Annotated in this window: 21 protein-coding genes; 10 read left to right on the top strand and 11 right to left on the bottom strand. The window is 68.6% G+C overall.

Going from position 1 to position 18,646, the window contains the following annotated elements; all coding sequences use genetic code 11:
- Positions 1 to 825: a nucleotidyltransferase domain-containing protein gene (locus tag GF068_RS18560; protein WP_275939180.1), complete on the top strand. Its 825-nt coding sequence runs from the start codon at positions 1 to 3 to the stop codon at positions 823 to 825.
- 6 nt (positions 826 to 831) lie between these two features.
- On the opposite strand, the gene GF068_RS18555 is transcribed toward GF068_RS18560, so the two are convergent.
- The 3 genes from GF068_RS18555 to GF068_RS18545 form a co-directional block, all read right to left on the bottom strand.
- On the bottom strand, positions 832 to 2,592 hold the full coding sequence (locus GF068_RS18555) for an N-acyl-D-amino-acid deacylase family protein (RefSeq protein WP_153820743.1): 1,761 nt from the start codon (positions 2,590 to 2,592) through the stop codon (positions 832 to 834).
- Positions 2,593 to 2,688: 96 nt separating this feature from the next.
- Entirely contained in the window at positions 2,689 to 3,834 is a 1,146-nt protein-coding gene (locus GF068_RS18550) for a hypothetical protein (RefSeq protein ID WP_153820742.1), read from the bottom strand.
- A 112-nt stretch (positions 3,835 to 3,946) separates the two neighbouring features.
- Positions 3,947 to 4,660 carry a hypothetical protein gene (locus GF068_RS18545; RefSeq protein WP_153820741.1) on the bottom strand — a complete coding sequence of 238 codons (714 nt, stop codon included), beginning with the start codon at positions 4,658 to 4,660 and terminating at the stop codon, positions 3,947 to 3,949.
- 504 nt (positions 4,661 to 5,164) lie between these two features.
- On the opposite strand from GF068_RS18545, the gene GF068_RS18540 reads away from it, so the two are divergent.
- Positions 5,165 to 5,842, top strand: a complete 678-nt coding sequence (locus tag GF068_RS18540; protein ID WP_338046451.1) for a VTT domain-containing protein — start codon at positions 5,165 to 5,167, stop codon at positions 5,840 to 5,842.
- Here the strand turns inward: GF068_RS18540 and GF068_RS18535 are convergent, their stop codons facing one another.
- On the bottom strand, positions 5,843 to 7,234 hold the full coding sequence (locus GF068_RS18535) for a cytochrome P450 (protein WP_338046450.1): 1,392 nt from the start codon (positions 7,232 to 7,234) through the stop codon (positions 5,843 to 5,845).
- Between the two features lie 44 nt (positions 7,235 to 7,278).
- Between GF068_RS18535 and GF068_RS18530 the strand changes: the two genes are divergently transcribed.
- Positions 7,279 to 8,007: a hypothetical protein gene (locus tag GF068_RS18530; RefSeq protein WP_153820739.1), complete on the top strand. Its 729-nt coding sequence runs from the start codon at positions 7,279 to 7,281 to the stop codon at positions 8,005 to 8,007.
- A gap of 35 nt (positions 8,008 to 8,042) precedes the next feature.
- On the opposite strand, the gene GF068_RS18525 is transcribed toward GF068_RS18530, so the two are convergent.
- Entirely contained in the window at positions 8,043 to 8,897 is an 855-nt protein-coding gene (locus GF068_RS18525) for an OmpA/MotB family protein (protein ID WP_153820738.1), read from the bottom strand.
- A gap of 502 nt (positions 8,898 to 9,399) precedes the next feature.
- On the opposite strand from GF068_RS18525, the gene GF068_RS18520 reads away from it, so the two are divergent.
- Genes GF068_RS18520 through GF068_RS18510 form a run of 3 tightly spaced genes read left to right on the top strand, consistent with a single transcriptional unit; the run spans position 9,400 to position 11,977 of the window.
- Positions 9,400 to 10,251, top strand: coding sequence for a hypothetical protein (locus tag GF068_RS18520; protein ID WP_153820737.1), 852 nt, complete (start codon positions 9,400 to 9,402; stop codon positions 10,249 to 10,251).
- Entirely contained in the window at positions 10,248 to 11,339 is a 1,092-nt protein-coding gene (locus tag GF068_RS18515) for a hypothetical protein (RefSeq protein WP_153820736.1), read from the top strand. Before GF068_RS18520 ends, GF068_RS18515 begins: the two co-directional genes overlap by 4 nt.
- 17 nt (positions 11,340 to 11,356) lie before the next feature.
- Positions 11,357 to 11,977: a hypothetical protein gene (locus tag GF068_RS18510; RefSeq protein WP_153820735.1), complete on the top strand. Its 621-nt coding sequence runs from the start codon at positions 11,357 to 11,359 to the stop codon at positions 11,975 to 11,977.
- Here the strand turns inward: GF068_RS18510 and GF068_RS18505 are convergent.
- From GF068_RS18505 to GF068_RS18485, 5 genes are all read right to left on the bottom strand, one after another.
- On the bottom strand, positions 11,974 to 12,621 hold the full coding sequence (locus GF068_RS18505; protein ID WP_153820734.1) for a hypothetical protein: 648 nt from the start codon (positions 12,619 to 12,621) through the stop codon (positions 11,974 to 11,976). The two genes, GF068_RS18510 and GF068_RS18505, sit on opposite strands and share 4 nt — an antisense overlap.
- Positions 12,622 to 12,623: 2 nt before the next feature.
- Positions 12,624 to 13,550, bottom strand: a complete 927-nt coding sequence (locus GF068_RS18500; RefSeq protein ID WP_153820733.1) for a branched-chain amino acid transaminase — start codon at positions 13,548 to 13,550, stop codon at positions 12,624 to 12,626.
- A 111-nt stretch (positions 13,551 to 13,661) separates the two neighbouring features.
- The gene (locus GF068_RS18495; protein ID WP_153820732.1) at positions 13,662 to 14,471 is read right to left on the bottom strand and encodes a Smr/MutS family protein; all 810 of its coding nucleotides are present in this window, start codon (positions 14,469 to 14,471) and stop codon (positions 13,662 to 13,664) included.
- Entirely contained in the window at positions 14,395 to 14,727 is a 333-nt protein-coding gene (locus tag GF068_RS18490; RefSeq protein ID WP_206079499.1) for a hypothetical protein, read from the bottom strand. The genes GF068_RS18495 and GF068_RS18490 overlap by 77 nt, the downstream gene beginning before the upstream one ends.
- Positions 14,728 to 14,743: 16 nt before the next feature.
- Positions 14,744 to 15,277: an NUDIX hydrolase gene (locus GF068_RS18485; RefSeq protein WP_153820731.1), complete on the bottom strand. Its 534-nt coding sequence runs from the start codon at positions 15,275 to 15,277 to the stop codon at positions 14,744 to 14,746.
- Positions 15,278 to 15,647: 370 nt separating this feature from the next.
- Between GF068_RS18485 and GF068_RS18480 the strand changes: the two genes are divergently transcribed.
- Together GF068_RS18480 and GF068_RS18475 are read left to right on the top strand one after the other, a co-directional pair.
- Positions 15,648 to 16,001 carry a hypothetical protein gene (locus GF068_RS18480; RefSeq protein WP_153820730.1) on the top strand — a complete coding sequence of 118 codons (354 nt, stop codon included), beginning with the start codon at positions 15,648 to 15,650 and terminating at the stop codon, positions 15,999 to 16,001.
- Entirely contained in the window at positions 15,998 to 16,255 is a 258-nt protein-coding gene (locus tag GF068_RS18475) for a hypothetical protein (RefSeq protein WP_153820729.1), read from the top strand. Before GF068_RS18480 ends, GF068_RS18475 begins: the two co-directional genes overlap by 4 nt.
- 207 nt (positions 16,256 to 16,462) lie before the next feature.
- Here GF068_RS18475 and GF068_RS18470 read toward each other — a convergent pair whose 3' ends face one another.
- Positions 16,463 to 16,651 (bottom strand): hypothetical protein, encoded by a 189-nt coding sequence (locus GF068_RS18470; protein ID WP_153820728.1) that lies wholly within the window; start codon positions 16,649 to 16,651, stop codon positions 16,463 to 16,465.
- Between the two features lie 28 nt (positions 16,652 to 16,679).
- Between GF068_RS18470 and GF068_RS18465 the strand changes: the two genes are divergently transcribed.
- Together GF068_RS18465 and GF068_RS18460 are read left to right on the top strand one after the other, a co-directional pair.
- Positions 16,680 to 17,294, top strand: a complete 615-nt coding sequence (locus GF068_RS18465; RefSeq protein ID WP_153820727.1) for a hypothetical protein — start codon at positions 16,680 to 16,682, stop codon at positions 17,292 to 17,294.
- A gap of 162 nt (positions 17,295 to 17,456) precedes the next feature.
- Complete coding sequence (locus GF068_RS18460; RefSeq protein ID WP_153820726.1) at positions 17,457 to 18,584, top strand: transposase; 1,128 nt, start codon at positions 17,457 to 17,459, stop codon at positions 18,582 to 18,584.
- Positions 18,585 to 18,646 lie beyond the last annotated feature (62 nt).

Here is an 18,646-nt window from a genome sequence, read left to right as displayed (position 1 = left end):
ATGACGACGGAGAAGGATCGACAGGCGATCGAGCTCGTGATGCATTTCGGCGTCCTGCCCGAGGCGCAGGCGAGGGTGGCGCGGGGCGTCCTCGAAGAGGAGGGCAGGGCCCGCGAGCACCTCGTCGTTCTTTTGAGCGGCGCGCACGCGTACGGGTTCGCCTCGCCCGACAGCGACCTCGATCTGAAGGCGGTGCACGTCGTGCCGACGTCGCTGCTCGTGGGGCTCGACATGGCGCCGGCGGCGCGGGACCGCATGGAGGTGATCGACGGGGTGGAGATCGATTACACCTCGAACGAGATCGGCCCGGTGCTCGCCGGGATCCTCGGGGGAAACGGCAATTACGTGGAGCGGATCCTCGGGGCGCCCGCGCTCGTCACGAGCCCGCTGCTCGGTGAATTGCGCCCGCTCGTGCGCGCGGCCCTGTCGCGGCGCGTGCACCGGCATTACGCGGGTTTCGCCCAGAATCAGCGCAAGGCGGCCGAGGAGGAGGGCGGGACGACGGCGAAGCGGGTGCTCTACGTGTTGCGCACGGCGCTCACGGGCACGCACCTGCTCCGCGCGGGGGAGGTGGTGACGGACGTCGCCGCGCTCTTCCCTGCATACGGCTTCGAGGAGGCGCGCGAGCTCGTCACCATGAAGCAGGCCGGCGAGAAGACGAAGCTCTCGGCGGGGGACGTGAAGCGGTTCCGCGAGAGCCTCGATCGGGCGATGCGCCTGCTCGGAGAGGCGCGCGAGGGCTCGACGTTGCCCGAGGCGCCGACGGACGAGGCGTTCCGCGCGCTCTCGAACTGGCTCATCGCGCTGCGGAAAGCGCGGTTCTGAGGCCGCTCAGCCGCGTCTTCTCCCGGCCCGGACGAGCCTGCCCGGCCGCGCCCCCGTGAAGGCCCCCTTCTCGACGACGACCTCGCCCGCGACCAGCGTGGCCACGTACCCTTCCGCCTTTTGCATGAGCCGATACCCGCCGGCCGGCAGGTCGCGTTGCATGAAGGGGGCGCGGAGGCGCAGGTTGTCGAAATCGATGATGTTGATGTCCGCCCGTTGCCCCCGCTCGAGCGTGCCGCGGTCGTCGAGCCCGAGGAAACGCGCGGTGTCGCGGGTCTGCATCTTCACGAGGTATTCGAGGGGGATCCGGCCCTCGGCCCGGTCGCGCGCCCAGTGCGTGAGCAAGAACGTCGGCAGGCTCGCGTCGCAGATGGTCCCCACGTGCGCGCCGCCGTCGCCGAGGCCCGGCAACGAGAGCGGGTGCAGGAGCATGCGGCGCACCACGTCGAGGTTCATTTCGGTGTAATTGTAGAGCGGGAAATACAGGAGCGCGCGGCCGTCCTGCTCGAGCATCGCGTCGTAGATGACCGAGAGCAGGGGCAAACCCCCGCGCGTCGCGTCGCCCGCGAGGCTCTCGAGCCCGGAAGGCTCGTAGTTCGGCGATTCGCCGAGCCGGAAGAGGCGCATCGCCACGAGCAGCGGGTTTGCCAGGAAAAAGTCCGCGAGCGGGGGCAGGGGGCTCCCGTCGCCGGCGACCTTGCCGCTCTTCTCCGAGAGGAGCCGGGCGCGGAAGGAGGGATCCCGCATCTGCGCGACGCGCGCCTCGAGCGGCAAGGAGGCGATTTCCTTGTAGCTCGGGAAGCCCATGAAGGGGTGGAACGTGGCCGAGAGGCCGAGCAAGACGCCGATGGGACGGGCGGCGACCTGGCAACGGACGTCCTTGCCGGCGCGGGTGGCCTGCTCGGCGCGTTCGAAGATGCGCTCCCATTGCTTCGGGGCGTGGTCGCGTTGCATGGTGGACACGCTGAGCGGGCGGCCCGAGGCCTCGGCCATCCGCTCGAGCAGGTCGAACTCTCCCTGGAAAAACTCCTCGCCGCGGAACATGTCGAAATCGCTGACGGCCTGGACGACGCCGTGCGAGAGGCCGGCGAAGCCCCGCGTGATGCCCGCGAGCTCCTCGCCCCGGGCCTCGGAGGCGGGGGTGGGTTTGCCCCGGGCGCTCCGGTGGTTGTCGGTGCGCCCGGTGGAGAAGCCCGCCGCGCCGGCGACGAGCGCCTCGCGGAGCAGCGCGCGCATGGCCTCGATGTCGGACGCCGTCGCGCTCTCCTCGGCCACGGCGCGCTCGCCCATCACGTACACGCGCAGGGCGTCGTGCGGGACCTGGCAGAGGAAATCGATCACGCGGGGCCTCTTTTCGAGGACGTCCATGTATTCGGGGAAGCTCTCCCAGCCCCAGGTCAGGCCCTCGGCGAGGGCGCTGCCGGGGATGTCCTCGACGCCTTCCATGAGCTCGACGAGCTTCTCGTGATCGGTCGGCCGCACGGGCGCGAATCCGACGCCGCAATTGCCCATCACGCAGGTCGTGACGCCGTGCAGCGACGAGGGCGCGAGCTCCTCGTCCCAGGAGATCTGGCCGTCGTAGTGCGTGTGGATGTCGGTGAACCCCGGGATCACCAGGGCGCCGTGGGCCGAGATCGTGCGCGCCGCGCCCTCGGGGCACGCGCCGACGTCGACGATCTTGCCGTCCTTGATGCCGATATCGCCGGCGAAGCGCGGCCCGCCCGTCCCGTCGACGAGGGTGCCACCCACGATCTTGACGTCGTACATGGCGCCGATCATCGGCCGAGGGGCGACTCCTTGGCAAGGCCGAAAAAAATCGGGGGCGTGGCCCGGGTGTCCCGAGCCCAGCCCCCGCGTGTGGAATCACGGCTCGCGGATGCGGTCGACGAACTGGGCGCGGATGTGCGGGTTGTGGCTGCCGCGCGGGATGCGGTCGGGAACGACGATCGCGTAATCGGGGTGGTCCCATTGCGATCGGTCCGTCCAGGCGCTCGACGACACGCCGAATCGCTCGCCTTGCCACTTGCCCTGGAGGTCGTAGGTGTACTCGCGCGTGTCCTCGATCATCCCCACGAAATCCTTGTCTTCGACGTGCGGGCTCGCGAGGAACAGCCAGGTGCGGACGTGCGCGACCTCCTCGTCGTCCGCGTCCCTCTCGATCCGCGTGATGACCTTCCACGCCGGCTCGTTCCACACCTCGGGGCCGGCGTCGTTGTCGATGATGAAGGCCCTCTTGCGGCCGATGAGCTCGGTCTCGATGATCCCGTGCAGCTCGTGAGGCAAGACGTCCTCGTAGACGTCGTCCCATTCGCCGTCGAAACGGGAGCCGACGAGCTTCAGCGGCGGGACCTTCTCGTACGTCTTCAAAAGGAGCGCCTTTTGGTCGGCCACCGTGAACGTGATCTCGCCGTGCTTCACGCTGCGCGTCGGCTCGGGCTCGAGGATCGAGGCCAGGGCCCAGGCGTCGCAGAGGCCCGACCACGAGGCCGCGCGCGGCTGGTAGAGCTCCTTGCGCTCGTAGGCCGCGGCCGCCGTGCGCGTGTTGGCGAATTTCGCCGCCCACGCGTCGTATTTCTCGAGCGTCGAGAGCTCCTCATTTTTCCCCTGGAACAGCGTGTCCTCCCAGAGCGGGTACCACCAGGACGACCAGGGTTTTCGGCTGACCTCCGCCGTGCGTTCTCCCTTCTCCACCCAGTAGAGCGGTTGATACGTCGCCGAGCTGCCACCGCCGCCGCCGGCTCCGCCGCCGCCGGTGCCGCCGGTGCCGCCGCCGGTGCCGCCGGTGCCGCCGCCGCCGGTGCCGCCGCCGCCCGTGTCGCCTCCACCCGTACCACCACCGCCGCCTCCGTTCCCACCTCCCGTTCCGTTCGTATTGTCAGGACAATCCCCTGCCTGCTCGCACGCTGGCTCGTCTTTGCCGTCGACCGTCCAGAAGCCGTCGGTGCCGCAACCGGCGCCTACGAGGCCGATCGCGAGCAGGGAAGAGGTCGTCACGATGCGAATCGCCATGAGCCGTCTCCTTGGATGGTTTTCCCGGAATGCTCAGGGGATTTTTGGAAAAATGGCCAGGCGGCCGAGCCACGCGGCTCGGCCGCCTGACGAACGCGCGCCCTATTTCATTTCAGCGCGACTTGCTGCCGGCCACGAAGCCCGGGAGCGTGACCTGCCCGCCGATGCCCGGACGCGCGCCGCCGACCTGACCGCCCGCCTTGGGCAGCGCCGGCTGCGCCGCCGGCACCGGCGCGGCCTTGCCGCCGTTCTGCGCCGCCGGCGGCTCGGGGGCCTTCGGCTCCTCGGTCACGAGCGAGGGCGCCGCGCACATGTCGTACACGCGGCCCGTCGCCGTCCGGGTCGCGAGCGCCTGGTTGCCCTTGCTCGCGGTGTCGAGGCGCGCCTTGCAGAAGTCGTTCATGTTGCCCTGGAAGTTCTGGATCTCCTGGCACGAGAGCGAGAAGCTCTGCGTGTAGTTGACCTGAACCTCGCGGAACTTCGGGCACGTCGTCTCCACGTCGGGCAGCGCCATCGACTGGTCGTGGCGAATGATGTAATACTTGTCCGAGCTCAGCGACGCCGTGATGCGACGCTGTCCCTCCATCGACACCGCCTCGCTCTGCTCGGCCTCCCAGACGAGCTGGGTATCCTCGCAGGTCAGCCGGATGGCGTTCGGCGCACGCTGGCTCTGGAACGCCGCCGGGTTTTGACAGGCCGATTGGAGCTGCTGCCACGAGAGCTGCTTCAGCCCCGCGCTCTGACCGGATTGACCCGTCTGCGCCATGGCCGTGGCGCCGAGAACCGTGGTCGAGACGAGAGCGGCGGCTGCGATGAGCTTGAGCATGGGATCCTCCTCCACTTCGTTCCGCGTTCCGAGACCGGGCGAGCGCGCCTCGGCCGGCTTCGTTCACGCTGCCGGTGCTCATTGCAAGGCGTTTGCCGTCCCCGGTCCGGAGCGCATTTCAGCGTTGAATCGCGGGTTCGAGCTCGCGGGAGTCCCTGCGGTCCGATCCGGACGGAGCCAGGGAGCGGGCGTGTTCCCGCACATGACCGGCACGGACCGTCACGCCCGACCGATACGGAGTCGCCCTGCGTCCGTCCATGCAGGGAAGCATCGCTCCGCCCTGGCACACCGCGCCGATTCGTCAGGAACGGGAAGGCACGGAGGCCGTTTCACGCCAAAGCGTGAAAGTTCACGGCGCGCGCGTGTGGAGGTGGGCTCCGAAGGGACCTCCCTCCCGTCGAGGGTGTACATGACGTGCGCGTGCAGCAGGAGGGGAGCTCGGCGTCGAGGACGGAGGAGCGCACGTCATCGACAAAAACGCGAAGGTGCGCTAGTCGGTCGCCCGTGGACCTTCTACGCGAGTTCTTCTCCAAGCTGCGCCACCTCGAGGAGCTGCTCACCTGGGGCGGCTACCCGGTGCTCATGACGATCATCTTCGCCGAGACCGGGCTCCTCGTCGGCTTCTTCCTTCCGGGTGACTCCTTGCTCGTGACGGCGGGCGTGCTCGTCAACGCGAATCTGATCAACCCCCTCGGGCTCTCGACCTTCTCGAACCTCCTTCTCATGAACGCCGTGCTCTGCGTGATGGCGATCGTGGGGGATACGGTGGGGTACTCGATCGGCTACAAGGCGGGCCCGAAGCTCTTCAACCGGGAGCAAAGCCTGTTTTTCCGGCGCGATTACCTCATCGCGACGCAGAAGTTCTACGAGAAGCACGGCGGCAAGACGATCGTCCTCGCCCGCTTCATGCCCTTCGCCCGCACGTTCGCGCCCGTCGTCGCGGGCATCGGCAAGATGAGTTATCGCCGATTCATCATGTTCAACGTGTTCGGCGGCATCGGCTGGGTCGTGTCGATGACGTTCCTCGGCTACTTCCTCGGCAAGGTGCTCGGCGCGAAGGACATCGAGAAGGTCGTTTACCTGATCATCGTGATCTCCGTGATGCCGCCCGTCATCGGCGCCATCAAGACGCACCTCGCCTCGAAGAAGGCGGCGGCGGCGGAGAAGGCGAAGTCGTCGTGATCAAGCCGGCAGAGGCTCGGGGACGACGCGCATCTGGATGCTGCCCCGAGGCCGGAGCGTGATCCCGGGCTCGGGCGTGATGGTCTGTCCGGGCACGAGGTCGAGGCGGACGCGCCGGAGGATCGTGGCGAGCACGAGCGTCCCCTCGACCATCGCGAAGCTCGACCCGATACACTGGCGCGCCCCGCCGCCGAACGGAAAATAAGCAAATCGCGGCATCCGGGCGAGCGCGCCGCCCGCGAATCGATCCGGGTCGAAGCCCTCGGGGTTCTCCCAGTACGAAGGGTGCCGGTGGGTGACGTAGGGGCTCAAAAAGACGAGGGAGCCGCTCGGGATCGAATACCCGCCGATGACGTCGTCGTCGGCCGCGCGGCGCGAGATCATCCAGGCCGGCGGATAGAGGCGCATCGACTCCTGGAAGACGCGGCCGACGAGGTCGAGGGCGCCGAGGTCCTTGAAGTCGGGCAGGCGGCCCTCCGTGACGCGGCCGATCTCGGCGCGGGCGCGGCGCCGCACGTCGGGGTGCGTGGAGAGCAGGTAAAACGTCCAGGCGAGGGCGTTCGCTGTGGTCTCGTGGCCCGCGGCGAACATGGTCATGACCTCGTCCCGGAGCTGGCGGTCCGTCATCCCCTCGCCCGTCTCCGGGTCACGCGCGGCCATGAGCATGGAGACGAGGTCGGTCCCGCCCCCGGGCGCCTTGCGGCGGTGCTCGATGATGCGCAGGACCTCGCGGTCGAGCACGGCGACGGCCGCGTGAAACCTTCGATTGTCCGGCGTCGGTACGCCGCGGGGGATCTTGAGGATACGCGTCACTCCCTTGCGCACGTCCTCGAGGATGAGGTCGAGGGCCTCGGCGGTCGCGGCGGCGTCGATGGGGACGTCGGTGCCGAGCAGGGTCTCGGTGACGATGCGGAGCGCGAGGCGCATCATCTCGCTGGCGACGTCGACGGGCGCGTCGGGGCGGGGCCTGCGCATCCATCCGTCGACGAGCTCGTCGGCGGCGCGGACCATGACGTCGGCGAACGCGGCGATACGTTGCTTCTGGAAGGCGGGCTGTGCGATGCGGCGCTGCCTCTTCCAGAGGGCGCCTTCGCTCGTGAGCAAGCCGTCGCCGAGCAGGGCGCGGACCTCGCGGACGCCGGGGGTTTGTTTGGTAAAACGATCGGCGGCGTCGACGAAGACGTGCTTGATGTGGTCGGGGTGGCGGAGGAGGTGGGCCGTGCGCCCGGGGCCGGGGCCGAATTGAAAGCGTACGACGTCGCCGTAGGTATCGGCGGCGTCGAGGAAGATGCGGATCCTGTCGCGGCGGAGCTCGGGCAGGTTGCCGAGCAGCGGCGCGCCCGGAGGTCCCGGCGCGACGGCGGCAACACGCGGAGAGGCGGCGGTGGTCACGCGGCGAGCGTAGCAGCGAGGGCGCGTCGGTGTAAGATGCCCGAATGAGAGCGCAATCGATCCTGATTTGGGTGATGCTCGCGGGGGGCCTCTCGGCCCTCGTCGCAGGCTGCGGCGACGGAGGCGAGGGGGACGCGGGGAGCGGCGCCTCCGGCGCGGGGACGGGTGCGTCCGGGGGCGGCGGCGGCAGCGGCGGCGGCGGAGGTGGAGGAGGCGGCAGCGGCGGCGGCACGAGCGGGAGCGGCGGTGGCAGCGCGAGCGGCGGCGGCAGCGCGAGCACGAGCGGCAGCGGCGGCGGCGGTGCTGGCGGAGGCAATGGCGTCGGGGCGCCTTGCAACGGGGGCGTGGGCGGCTGTGAGCCGGGGCTTTATTGTAATGCGCCGGGGTGCGGGGCCGGGGTTTGCGCGCAGATACCGCCGGCGGGGCTGCAATCGCAGGCGCGGAACCCGGTGTGCGGCTGTGACGGGGTGACGTACTGGAATTCCGAGCACGCGCCGGTGTTCGGGTCGAGCATCAAATCGATGGGCGAATGTCCGGCGGGAGAGGCCGTGGCCTGCGATGCGCAGACGCCTTGCCCGGCGGGTCGCCGTTGCAATCGAAGGGTCGAGGCGGCGAACGCCTGCGCGCCCACGGCGACGGGCGTTTGCTGGGGCATCCCCATTTCGTGTGACGTGAACGGGGTGAAGGCGAAGGGCTGCGCCGGGGGGGCGTGCTTCGATCAGTGTAGCCTGATCCAGAGCCAGAACCCCTGGTACGACGACGGCGGCTGCTGAGGAGGGCCGAGGGGGGGCCGCGAGGCGGGGGTGCGTTACTGCGTGATCGCCTTGAGGTCGAGCATCTCCTCGACGCTCGGCACCACGATCAGATCACAGCGGCGGTTCTTCTGGCGGCCGTCGTCCGTGTCGTTCGAGGCGATCGGGTCCGTGTCGCCGAAGCCGGCGGCGCTCCACCTCGAGCTCGGCATGTTGCCGCCCTTCTGGCTCACCAGGTAGAGCAACACCTCGCGCGCGCGCATGAGCGACAGGCCCCAGTTGTCGCGGAAGATGCCGCCCGCGAGGGGCTTGTTGTCCGTGTGCCCCGCGACCTGGTAGTCGCGGCCGAGCAACGAGGCGTCGTTCTTGATGATGTTCGCGACCTTCACGAGGATCTCCTGACCCTCTTTCTTCAGCGTCTCGCGGCCCGAGTCGAAGAGCACGTCGCCCGGGAGCGAGATCACCATGCGGTTCTTGCGGATGTTCACCGCGAGGCCGAGCTTCGTGAGCTCGTCGAGCTTCTTGCGCAGCATCTCGAAGCGAGCCTTGATCTGCTCGAGCTGCTTGGCGCGCGCCTTGTACTCCGCGAGCGCCTTCTCGCGCTCCTCGAGCGTCGAGCTCAGCGCCGAGACCTTCGTCGCCGACGCCTGCAGGCTCTCGCTCAGCTTGCTGATGTCGACCCCGGCGTCCGACAGCTTCTTCGTCAGGTCCGCGGCCTTCGCCTGCTCCGCCGCGAGCTCCGCCGCGAGCTTCTTCTGCGCGTTCGCCGCGGCCGCGTCGCTCGCGTTCTTGTCGGCCAGCAGCTGGTTGTACTTGTCGAGCTGCGCCTGCCACTCTTCCTCGGAGTAACCGCAGCCGCTCAGGGCGAGCGAAGCGGCGAGCGTGGAGGCAGCAAAGATGCGCACGTTCATGACGTTCTCCCCGGTGGATCCCAGGGGGAAATACGTCCCTGGGACGAGCTTTCTCTTGCACCGTAGCGAGGTCGCCCCTCCCGCGAAAGTCCATTCCACCAAAAGCCCTGGGCAGATCCCGAGCTCTCCGCCCCCCATGTAGGGATTCTCTCTTCGGAGAGTCGGGCCGCCCCCTGCCTGACGGTTCCGGTCCACGCCCGACCCGTGATCTGCCTCGCAGGCGGCACGCGCGCAGGACAAACCAAAGTCATCCAGGAGGACAAACCAGCCTCCAGGGAGACAAACCGGGCGGACCCGCGATCCCTCGCGGGATCGCGCCGATCATGGCCGCGTACATCCCTTTCCCGACAGAGCCGGGGAGCGCCTCCTCCACTCGGCCCTGATGTCCCGATGGCTCGCTTATTCCCGATGCGCCAGATCGTTCGCGTTCGTCGGGACCAAGTTCGTCCCGGCCCGGTCGCGCCGCCGCGTCGAGAAAGACCCATCCGCCGGAGGAGATCCGATGCGATCCATCCGTCCGAGTTTCGTCGCTCGTTTGATCGTGATCGTCTGCGCATCCCTCGGGGCCCGCGGGGCCCACGCAGCACCGCTCCCGTCGCCCGCGGACACGCTCGCCGCGGTGCTCCGACAAACCTCCGCCGTGATCGAAGGTGACGTCACCGACGTGAGCTTCCGGTTCGACGAGGTCGAAGGGCCGCGCACGGTCGCGACCCTGACGAACGTGTCCGTCCACCTGGGCTCGCTCGGCCCGTCGACACCGAGCTCCGTCGAGATCCGCTCGTTCGGAGGTTACCTCCCCGACGGGAGGGAGATCATCGCCACGCACGTGCCGGAGCTCGCCCCGGGCAAACGTTACTTCCTGTTCCTGCGGAGCACCGAGTGGACGCTCTCGCCGATCGCCTTCGGTCACGTCTTCTCCCTGGAGACGCTCGGCGCGAAGCGAGCGCTCGTGGATGCCTACGGGCGCCTCGTCGTCGGCGTGGGCGCGGAGGAGGTCCTCACCGGGCCGCTCTTCTGGACGCGGCCGAGCGGCCCGCTCGATCCTTCGACGCCGCCGCGGCGCGCCACCTGGATCACCGAGGCCGACGTCGATCGCGCCCTCGACCCCGAGGAGCTCGCCGAGGCGCTGCGCACGTTCGCGCGCGCGACGGGCGCGTGGCCACGTGGCTCGTTCTCGCCCGCGCCGATGTCGGCCGGGCCGTGGGGCCGCGTGAACACCTGGCGCGCGCCGACGCCCACGGAGAGCGCCGCGAGCACGGACGACCTGCTCGCGTGTTTTGCTCCGCCCGTGGGTGTCTCGGACACGACGAGCAAGGAGCTCGACGTTTGCACGGACGACGGAGGTGCCCCGTGACGCGTGTCCCGCTCCTGCTCGTCGCGGCGTGCGTGCTCCTCGTCTGCATGACGCTCACGAGCCGGGCCGAGTCGTTCCGGTACCTCACGTGCAACGGCAAGAACGTCCGCTGGAAGTCGTCGTTCGGGCTCGTGCAGAACCTCTGCAGCATCCCCTCGGGCTCGAGCCAGGCGAAGGCCTACGCCGCGTCGATCGGGCAGTGGCGCGGCATCGGCGGCATGCAGGACGCCGTCTACCACTACGGCTCCTGGTCCACGAACCACTGCTTCGTCGACCTCGACGACGGGTGGAACGACGTCGCGCTCGTGGAGGCGTCGAGCATCGACGGCTCGCTCGGGACGACGGTGGTCGTGCGGAGCTGCGATCGGATCGAAGAGGTCAACATCCTGCTCGCGAACCTCTCGACGCAGAGCTTCGACAACCCCGACGAGGCGTTCGCCTCGGGCGCCTGTCCCTACAGCCCCACGCGGACGGGCCGGTCCACGTTCCTGCACGAGCTCGGTCACGCGCACGGCCTCTCGATCACGTCCGCGGGCGGCCCGGACAACCACACGTTCGACTTCACGGTCATGCGCCCCTCGCCGCCCGTCCCGCTCGGCGGCGGGCCGAGCGCCATGTTCGCGCAGCCGATGCCGGACGACGCCGCGGGCGGGCGCTTTCTCTACCCGTCCTCGCTCGGCGAGACGAACCTGATGGCCTCCGCGCAGCGCCTGACGAGCGGCACGATCCGCAGCACGGCGCCGTGGAAGACGATCCAGCGCTGCCGCGGCGAGGCGTTCTCGTTCCACTTCACCACGGCCAACACGGGCACGAAGACCGTGGCCTCGGACCAGCGCTTCTTCATCGCGCAGAGCCCCACCGCGCACGCGTGGACGGGGATCACGCTCGGCACGTGGTACGGCGCGACGGTGAACGCGGAGAAGCAGGTCCACCCGAGCATCACGACCACGGTGCCGTGCGGGACGCCGAAGGGTCTGTACTGGCTCTACCACCAGGTCGACGCGAACAACGCCGTCGTGGAGAGCTCGGAGAGCGACAACGTCATCCACAACCCGCTCACCATCCAGGTGCTCGACTGCGGGTGCTGAAGGCAGAGGATACGTCGATGAAGGACGAGAAAAACCGGTTCCTGCTCCGCGTCTGTGCGGCCTTTGTTGCCACGAGCAGCGCGGCGTGCTCGGTGGGTGACGTGAGTGATCTGTTCGCGTTCCGGTCGACGGTCGTGAACGAGGACCTCACGATCCGCACCGCCGACGGGCGTATCTTCCGCGGCGATCCGGCGAGCATCGAGGTGCGGGCGCCCCTGCCGGACGGACCATCGGCGACGGCGTCGGTCACGCTCTCGACGGCGGATCGAAGAGGCTACGGGCTCAGCGTCGCGTTCGACATCAGCACCGAGACGTTGCTCGAGGGGACCTTCTCGGTGGCGCTCTCCGACGGCTACGGCGGCGGGACGCTCGCGCATCTCTCGCAGAGCGGCGCGCGGATCATCGGGCCGGGCACGATCTCCTTGCGCACCTCGTCCGGCAAGCTCAACGGGCAGTTCGAGACGTCGGACGAGGCGTTCGCCGCGGGCACGATCGAGGGGCGTTACGAGGTGGTCTGCCTCGTCCTGCCCGAGATGCTCGACATGCCGCCGAACGGCGAGACCTCGCAAGGGACGTGGATCCTCGTGGAGGACGAGGCGAAGGCGAGCAAGTTCTGCCAGACGTTCGCGGGGCTCTAGGGGGAGGACGAGCGCCGCGGGGCGAGGTCGCTCTGGACGCGGATCCGCGCGAGGGAGCCCGAGGCCATGACGGCGAGGCGCTCCATGACGACGCGCTCGCTCGTGTCGCGCGTGCTGAAGACGTACACGAAACATCGCTTGGCCCAGCCGCCGAACGCGAGCACGAAGCCCTCGGCGGGGCCGGCGCTCGGCGCGGCGGAGCCGAGGAGGATCTCGACGAGCGTGTCGTGATCGGCGGGCACCCCGAGGCGCGACGCAGAGACGAGGCGCCTTCCATCGCGGGTCGGCAGGTCGCGCCAGGTGCGCGCGCGCGCCTCGCATCGCGCGTGGTTCATGGTCTCGTCCTCGCGCCACGCGCGCACGAGCAAGACCGAGCTCGTCGCGTCGTGCCGCGCCACGAGCCACCGTTCGGTCCGGTCGTCGACACGAAACGACGCGCCCTCGGGCAGCGGCAAGGCGAGGTCGAAGCGCGCCGAGGTGAAGGTCGTGAACGACGAGGCCGCGGCGATCGCGTCGGGCGGCGCGGCGGCCGCGCTCGTGCTCCCCGAGGGGAGCGGGCGCGGCGGCGGGTTTGTCGGGGGTTGATCGGGCGCGCCTCCGCAGGCTGCGAGGAGCGCGAGGGTGAGCGCGAGGGGCGCGCGCACGGTCAGGCGGGGACGCGCGTGAGCCACTCGGGGTGCGAGTTGTCCTCGCCCCGCACGATGCCGAAGAAGCGCTGCTGCAGCCTGCGCGTGATCGCGCCGACCGCGCCTTCGCCGATCGTGCGATCGTCGACCTCGCGGATCGGCGTGACCTCGGCGGCCGTGCCCGTGAAGAACGCCTCCTCGGCGAGGTAGAGCTGATCACGCGTGATCATCTCCTCGGCCGTGGGGATGCCCTCCTCGCGGGCGAGCGTGAGGATCGTGTCGCGCGTGATGCCCTCGAGGATCGAGGCCGAGAGCGGCGGCGTGATGAGCCGGCCGCGGCGCACGATGAAGATGTTCTCGCCCGAGCCCTCGCTGACGTAGCCGTGCGCATCGAGCAGGATCGCCTCGTTGTAGCCGGCGATGCGCGCCTCGCGCTTGGCGAGCGAGGAGTTCGTGTATTGCCCCATCATCTTCGCCTTGGGCATCCCCACGTTGATGTGGTGGCGCGCGAAGGCGGAGATCTTGGCGCGGATGCCGGTCTCCGTCGCGCCCTTGCCGAGGTACGCGCCCCAGTGCCAGCCGACGACCGTGGTGCGCACGGGGTTGTCGTGCGCGTAGACGCCCATCGGCCCGTCGCCCATGTACACGAGCGGCCGGAGGTAACCCTCCTGCATGTCGTTCTGGCGGAGGAACTCCACGCTCGCGTCGGCGACCTGCTGCCTCGTGAACCGGGGCTGGATCGCGAGCAGCTTGCACGTCTCGAAGAGGCGATCGATGTGCTCCTTCAAGCGGAACACGTACGTGCCGCCGTCGGCCCTGCGATACGCCCGGATGCCTTCGAAGGCGCCGAGCCCGTAGTGCAAGGAGTGCGTCAGGATGTGGACCTTCGCGTCGTCCCAGTCGACGAACTCGCCTTCCATCCAGATCTTCTTCAGCTTGTCGACCATCACGCGCTCCTTCGGAGGTTCGTCGTTCCGAGCTTCTTCTTCATGCCTCGCCCCTCTCGTTGCCACGTCCGCGCGTGAGGGGCGCGCGGGAGAGGAAGTAGCCCGATCCCGTCAGCGTGCCAAGAGCGCGAGTACGACTCCCGCTCCGCCCTCGTCCTCGGGCGCGGACGCGAACGCGGCCACATGGTGGGCGACCGGACCCTGGCTCAGCCAGGCCGCGATCTCGCCGCGCAGCACGCCGATCCCCCGCGGCGAGTGGTTGCCGCGCCCGTGGATCAGAGCCACCACGCGATCTCCGTCCGCTCTTCGTTTGCGCACGAACTTTTCCACCTCGCGTCGCGCCTCGCCTGCGTTCATGCCGTGCAGATCGAGCCGACCGTCGACGGTATACGCGCCGCGTCGAAGGCGGCGCAGCTCGCGTGGATCGACGTCGAGCCTTCGCCCCTCGATGCGCTCGCCGTCGTCGGTGACCTCGAAGCGGACGCCCTCGGCGACGAGCGAGTGCAGCATGTGACGAGCGCCCTCGTCGAGGTCCTGGGTCACGCGTGGCGCCTTGGATTTCGGCTCGATCGGCGTCGAGGAGCGCGGGACGCGTGCCTTGCGATCCTCGAGCGCGCGCACGCCTGCCATGTACATCGCGAACGTCTCGGCCTCGCTCGGCCCCGTCTGCGGCTCGGCCTGCTCGGCCGTTGGCTGTACAGGTACACGTTGCGCGGCTTGTCTCTTCGCGCTGCCCTCCTGCTTCGTCGAGGACGCAGACTTCTCGGGCTTCTCGGCCTTCTCTGGCTTCTCGGCCTTCTTGCTTTTTTTCGCGGCGAGCTTGGCGAACGGGCGGAAGAACGGGCTATCGGCCGCCTGTTTGTTCGGCTTTTTCTGCGTCTTCTTGGAGCTCGTCCGCCCGGCTCGCGCCTTGGTCGCCATGAGAGAGAACTTCGCCCGAGAGCGCCCGCAGCGCAAACCGCACGGACTGAATTCCCGTCAATTGCCCGTCTTCGAAGTGCCAGTCGGGGTCGTCGAGGTCCGGGAAATCGTGGGGATTGCGGATGTCCTCCGGCGTGAGGTGGGGCAAGAGGCGGCGCGCCAGGTCGAGGACCTTCTGCTTCTGGTTCTCCTCCATCGCCTCCACGAGGCCGAGGATCCGATCGAAGAGCTGCTTCGTGTCCGGCGCGCCGTTCATGCGCGGGAGCGTAGCGCTACAGGCGTCGGAGCGCGCGCTCGAGCGTGACGACGGCGAGCGCGTGGCCGATCGTGCCCTCGTCGAGCGCCTTCTGCACCTCGCCGACGGAGAGCACGACGGGCTCGATGTGCTCGTCCTCGTCCGGCGCGGGCGCGCCGGCGGCCTCGGCGCGGCGAGCGAGGAAGAGGTGGCAGCGGTTGTTCTGCACGGCGGGGTTCGGGTGCACCCATCCGAGGGGCTCGAGGTCCTTCGACGCGAAGCCCGTCTCTTCGCGGAGCTCGCGCCGCGCGGCGAGCTCGGGCGTCTCGCCCTCGTCCACGATGCCGCCCGCGGTCTCCAGCGTGACCTCGTTGATGCCGTGTCGGTACTGCTGCACGAGCACGATACGCCCGTCGGTGGTCACGGCCGCGATGGACACCCAGTCGGGCATCTGGAGCGTGAAGTAGACACGCGGACCGTCGGTGCCCTCGATCTCGTGGCGCACGATGTCGAAGATGCCGTGCCGTCCGATGATGGCGCTCGACAGTCTCTGAACGGGAGGAAGAGGCATGGCGGCCTCGAACGGATAGCACGCGCCGGGCAAGAGGAGAGGGGCGGATGGGGAGGCGGGGGCAGGGGGAGAGCGGGCGTGGAAGTCAAGCGAGAAGTGTGCGGGCGCGGGGGCTCAGGGGGTCGTCTTCGTGTCGGCTGGGTTCGAAGGGGCGCAGGTGGGGGGCGCCCGCGCGTGACTTCGAGGCGGTCGCACGAGACTTCGAGACGCGTGGGCGGGTAGTGCAGTCATTTGGCTGAAACTGCGGTCATTCGGCCGAATCGTGATCGGAAACGCGTAGGATGTGCGTCGTCCGAAAGACGCCCGCCCCGGAGGGCTACCGACCTCCGAGGCGGACTTGACGCAACCACGCTTGCACGAGGTCACGCCCATGCACGATCTGTCATGGCCCGGTTCATACGGCCAAGAGAACGATCCGCCCTGCCCGCCCACCGAACCCGAGACGCCGCGCCGCCGCAAGTCGGGCGCGCTCATGCTCTCCGAGGACGAAGCGCGCCACGTGCGCGTCGCGATCCGCAAGCTCCGCCGCGCGTTCGGGAGCTTCCGCGCGCTCTCCGCCATGACCGGGATCCCGGCGAGCACGCTCCGCCGCGCCGCGAACCCGAAGAGCTCCCCCACGGGCACGCTCGCCATCCGCATCGCCGCCGCCGCGGGCGTCGCGGTCGAGGTGCTTCTCGGCGGCAAGCTCGTCGTGACCACGCCGGTCATCGGGAGGGCAGCATGAGCCGATCGCGTGTTCGGGATCGGGCCCGGCTTCGGGCGCCCGTCGAGACGACCGACCCGGCCGCGCTGGCGGCCTACGCGGGCGAGCTGCGCCCCGTCGTCGCGAACCTTCGGGCCCTCGCCGAAGATGCCACGGCGGCGCCGTCGCAACGCGTCCACGCCCGCGCCTACCTGCGTCGGGAACTGCTCCGCGGCATCCGGGAGTTGGAAGCCCGGATCGACACCGCCGCGCCCGCCACCTCTCCCGCCTCTTGACGCCCCGTCTGTAACCGACCATCCATGCACGCGCCGGGCGGTTCGCCGTCCGGTCGGCGCGCCCATGTCGGGCTCGTCGGGTCCACCAAGTAGAAGGGCGAGCCGTGAGGCTTGCGCCCCGTCATGCTCGCCCAACATCCTGCCAGGGATGCGGCCGACCATGGCAGGGCGGCGATTCCAGGTCAAGGGGATCGCGTACCTCACGAGTTAGCCGTGCTCCTGCACCTGCTCGCGCCGTTTCCCCAAACCAACATCTTCGAGCACGTCATCAAGGTGAATGAGCTTATGGCTCAGCACCTTCCGAGCGATGCGCACCTCATTCGCCGCTTCAATGATCGTGGCGATCTGCGCGTTCGTCAACGTTGTGCCATTGGCCTGCTCTTGTCTGTCACTCATGTAGTACCTCTACGAGAACGGAGTTCGTGTGATTGCTCGAATTGAACAAAAGAAGCAGCACAGACTGTGCGTTCTAAATCGCCTTTACGACGAGACCGACGGCGATACACATGCATACGTAATTGGCGATCAGTTCTTCGATGGGTTCACCAAGGAGGGTATCTCCCCCAGTGACGCCGAATCGGCGTTCCGGTGGCTTGCAGACGAAGGGCTAGCCAAGTTTCACGGCAGCCTGTTAATGATCAAACACCAAGGCGTTGTAGAGATCGAACAGTCTCGCGAAGCACCGGACGAAGACACGGACCATTTTCCAGCGGCCGTGATTCATCAAGTCAACCACTTCCACGGGACGGTGGGTGGCGTCCAGACCGGCTCGCACAATACGATGAGCGTGGCACAGCAGATCAATGCGCCAGCCGAGATTATCGGGCACTTCGCCGCGCTTCGCGAAGCGGCCCAGAGGCTGCCCGAGGACAAGCGCAGTACAGCGATCGAAATGGTCGAGGGACTTGAGGAAGAAGCCAAGCTGGACAAGCCTCGCAAGGGGCGTGTGGAGAGCTATGGCAAGACCCTCGTCTCGCTTCTTGTGACCATGGGACCGATCATCAAGATGATCGTCGATTGGATCGCGACGAAGCACTGACCGGCACTTCGGGCCCACCACATCGCTAGGACATTCCGTGTCCGACCTGCGCGCCGATTCTCCGCGTTGTCGGCGCGTTTCGTGGTACTTTAAGTTCGTCAACGGCGACGCGGCGAGGGCGCAGAGGGGCGCCCGATAGACCGTCGCCGGGGCTGGTGCCCGATGGCGAACTTCCTTTCCGAAGAGAAGCGTCTCCGCGTCCTTGCGGCCCTGGTAGAGGGCAATAGCGAGCGCGCCGTCGAGCGTATGACCGGCGTCCAACAGAAGACGATCGGACGGTTCGCGCTCTCCCTTGGCGAGGGCGCGGTGAACCTTCACAACCGGCTCGCGCGGGGCCTGCATTGCAGCCTCGTGACCGTCGATGAGATTTGGAGCTACGTCGGGAAGAAGCAGGCCCGCGTGACCCCAGAGGACGGGCCGGACGTCGGCGAGGCGTACACCTTCGTCGCCCTGGACGCGTCGAGCCGCTTCGTCATCGCCTGGTACGTGGGCAAGCGCGACCAGGCATCGACGGACGCCTTCATGACCGACCTTCGCGCCCGCCTGGTCGTGATGCCAGCCATGACCTCGGACGGGTTCGCGCCCTACGTCTCTGCGATCGGCTCCGCGTTCGGTCCCGGCGTCGATTACGCGCAGACCGTGAAGAACTACACGAAGCGCGGGCGGCGCGAGGGTTCGGCCGATCATCGGTACGAGCCCCCCCGGGATCCGTTCATCACGAAGCGGGCGATCTTCGGCGCCCCGGATTTGGACGCGGCGAGCACGGCCTACGTCGAGCGGAACAACGCGACGATGCGTCACCACATCGGGCGCATGCGTCGGCTTTGCCTCGCGTTCAGCAAGCGCATCGACAGGCACAAGGCCGCCGTCGCGCTGAACTACGCCTGGTACAACCTGGGAACGGTCGTGAAGACGCTCCGCGTGACCCCGGCGATGCAGCTCGGCTTGACCGACCACGTGTGGACGATCGAAGAGTTCCAGGCCGCCCTGCTCACCGCGGGCCCGTGCGAGCCCCCGGAACGTCAGCCGCTTGCGGCCCGCGTCCCCGAGACAACGGCGCGGGAGCTTCCGAACGGGCGCGGCTTCCTCCGCGTCGTGGGGGGCGGGAAGGCATCGGGAGAGCGTCACCATGAACCGCCTCCGGTCGCCCCGGTGCCCGTTGCGATCCCCGTCGAGCCGGTTGCCGATCCGACCGGGCAGCTTGACCTCTTCGCGTGGCGCCCGAAGGCTCCGCCGATCGGCCAACTCTCCCTGTTCCCTGGGTTCGATGACCCGAAAGGAGGGGAGTAAACTGCGGTCAATTGACGCGCGACTGCGGTAATTACCGCACCACCCGTGGGCGAGACCTGGAG

It is taken from the genome of Polyangium spumosum, assembly GCF_009649845.1.
Lineage (GTDB): Bacteria > Myxococcota_A > Polyangia > Polyangiales > Polyangiaceae > Polyangium > Polyangium spumosum.
This window is presented reverse-complemented; position numbering and strand designations above follow the sequence as displayed.

Excerpts from the sequence above, each read along its gene's own strand:
- GF068_RS18470 (WP_153820728.1), bottom strand. The coding sequence starts at position 16,651 with ATGAGTGACAGACAAGAGCAGGCCAATGGCACAACGTTGACGAACGCG.
- GF068_RS18525 (WP_153820738.1), bottom strand. The coding sequence starts at position 8,897 with ATGAACGTGCGCATCTTTGCTGCCTCCACGCTCGCCGCTTCGCTCGCC.
- GF068_RS18495 (WP_153820732.1), bottom strand. The coding sequence starts at position 14,471 with ATGGCGACCAAGGCGCGAGCCGGGCGGACGAGCTCCAAGAAGACGCAG.
- GF068_RS18480 (WP_153820730.1), top strand. The coding sequence starts at position 15,648 with ATGCACGATCTGTCATGGCCCGGTTCATACGGCCAAGAGAACGATCCG.
- GF068_RS18490 (WP_206079499.1), bottom strand. The coding sequence starts at position 14,727 with ATGAACGGCGCGCCGGACACGAAGCAGCTCTTCGATCGGATCCTCGGC.
- GF068_RS18500 (WP_153820733.1), bottom strand. The coding sequence starts at position 13,550 with ATGGTCGACAAGCTGAAGAAGATCTGGATGGAAGGCGAGTTCGTCGAC.
- GF068_RS18520 (WP_153820737.1), top strand. The coding sequence starts at position 9,400 with ATGCGATCCATCCGTCCGAGTTTCGTCGCTCGTTTGATCGTGATCGTC.
- GF068_RS18545 (WP_153820741.1), bottom strand. The coding sequence starts at position 4,660 with ATGCTCAAGCTCATCGCAGCCGCCGCTCTCGTCTCGACCACGGTTCTC.
- GF068_RS18560 (WP_275939180.1), top strand. The coding sequence starts at position 1 with ATGACGACGGAGAAGGATCGACAGGCGATCGAGCTCGTGATGCATTTC.
- GF068_RS18510 (WP_153820735.1), top strand. The coding sequence starts at position 11,357 with ATGAAGGACGAGAAAAACCGGTTCCTGCTCCGCGTCTGTGCGGCCTTT.
- GF068_RS18530 (WP_153820739.1), top strand. The coding sequence starts at position 7,279 with ATGAGAGCGCAATCGATCCTGATTTGGGTGATGCTCGCGGGGGGCCTC.
- GF068_RS18460 (WP_153820726.1), top strand. The coding sequence starts at position 17,457 with ATGGCGAACTTCCTTTCCGAAGAGAAGCGTCTCCGCGTCCTTGCGGCC.
- GF068_RS18485 (WP_153820731.1), bottom strand. The coding sequence starts at position 15,277 with ATGCCTCTTCCTCCCGTTCAGAGACTGTCGAGCGCCATCATCGGACGG.
- GF068_RS18475 (WP_153820729.1), top strand. The coding sequence starts at position 15,998 with ATGAGCCGATCGCGTGTTCGGGATCGGGCCCGGCTTCGGGCGCCCGTC.
- GF068_RS18550 (WP_153820742.1), bottom strand. The coding sequence starts at position 3,834 with ATGGCGATTCGCATCGTGACGACCTCTTCCCTGCTCGCGATCGGCCTC.
- GF068_RS18555 (WP_153820743.1), bottom strand. The coding sequence starts at position 2,592 with ATGTACGACGTCAAGATCGTGGGTGGCACCCTCGTCGACGGGACGGGC.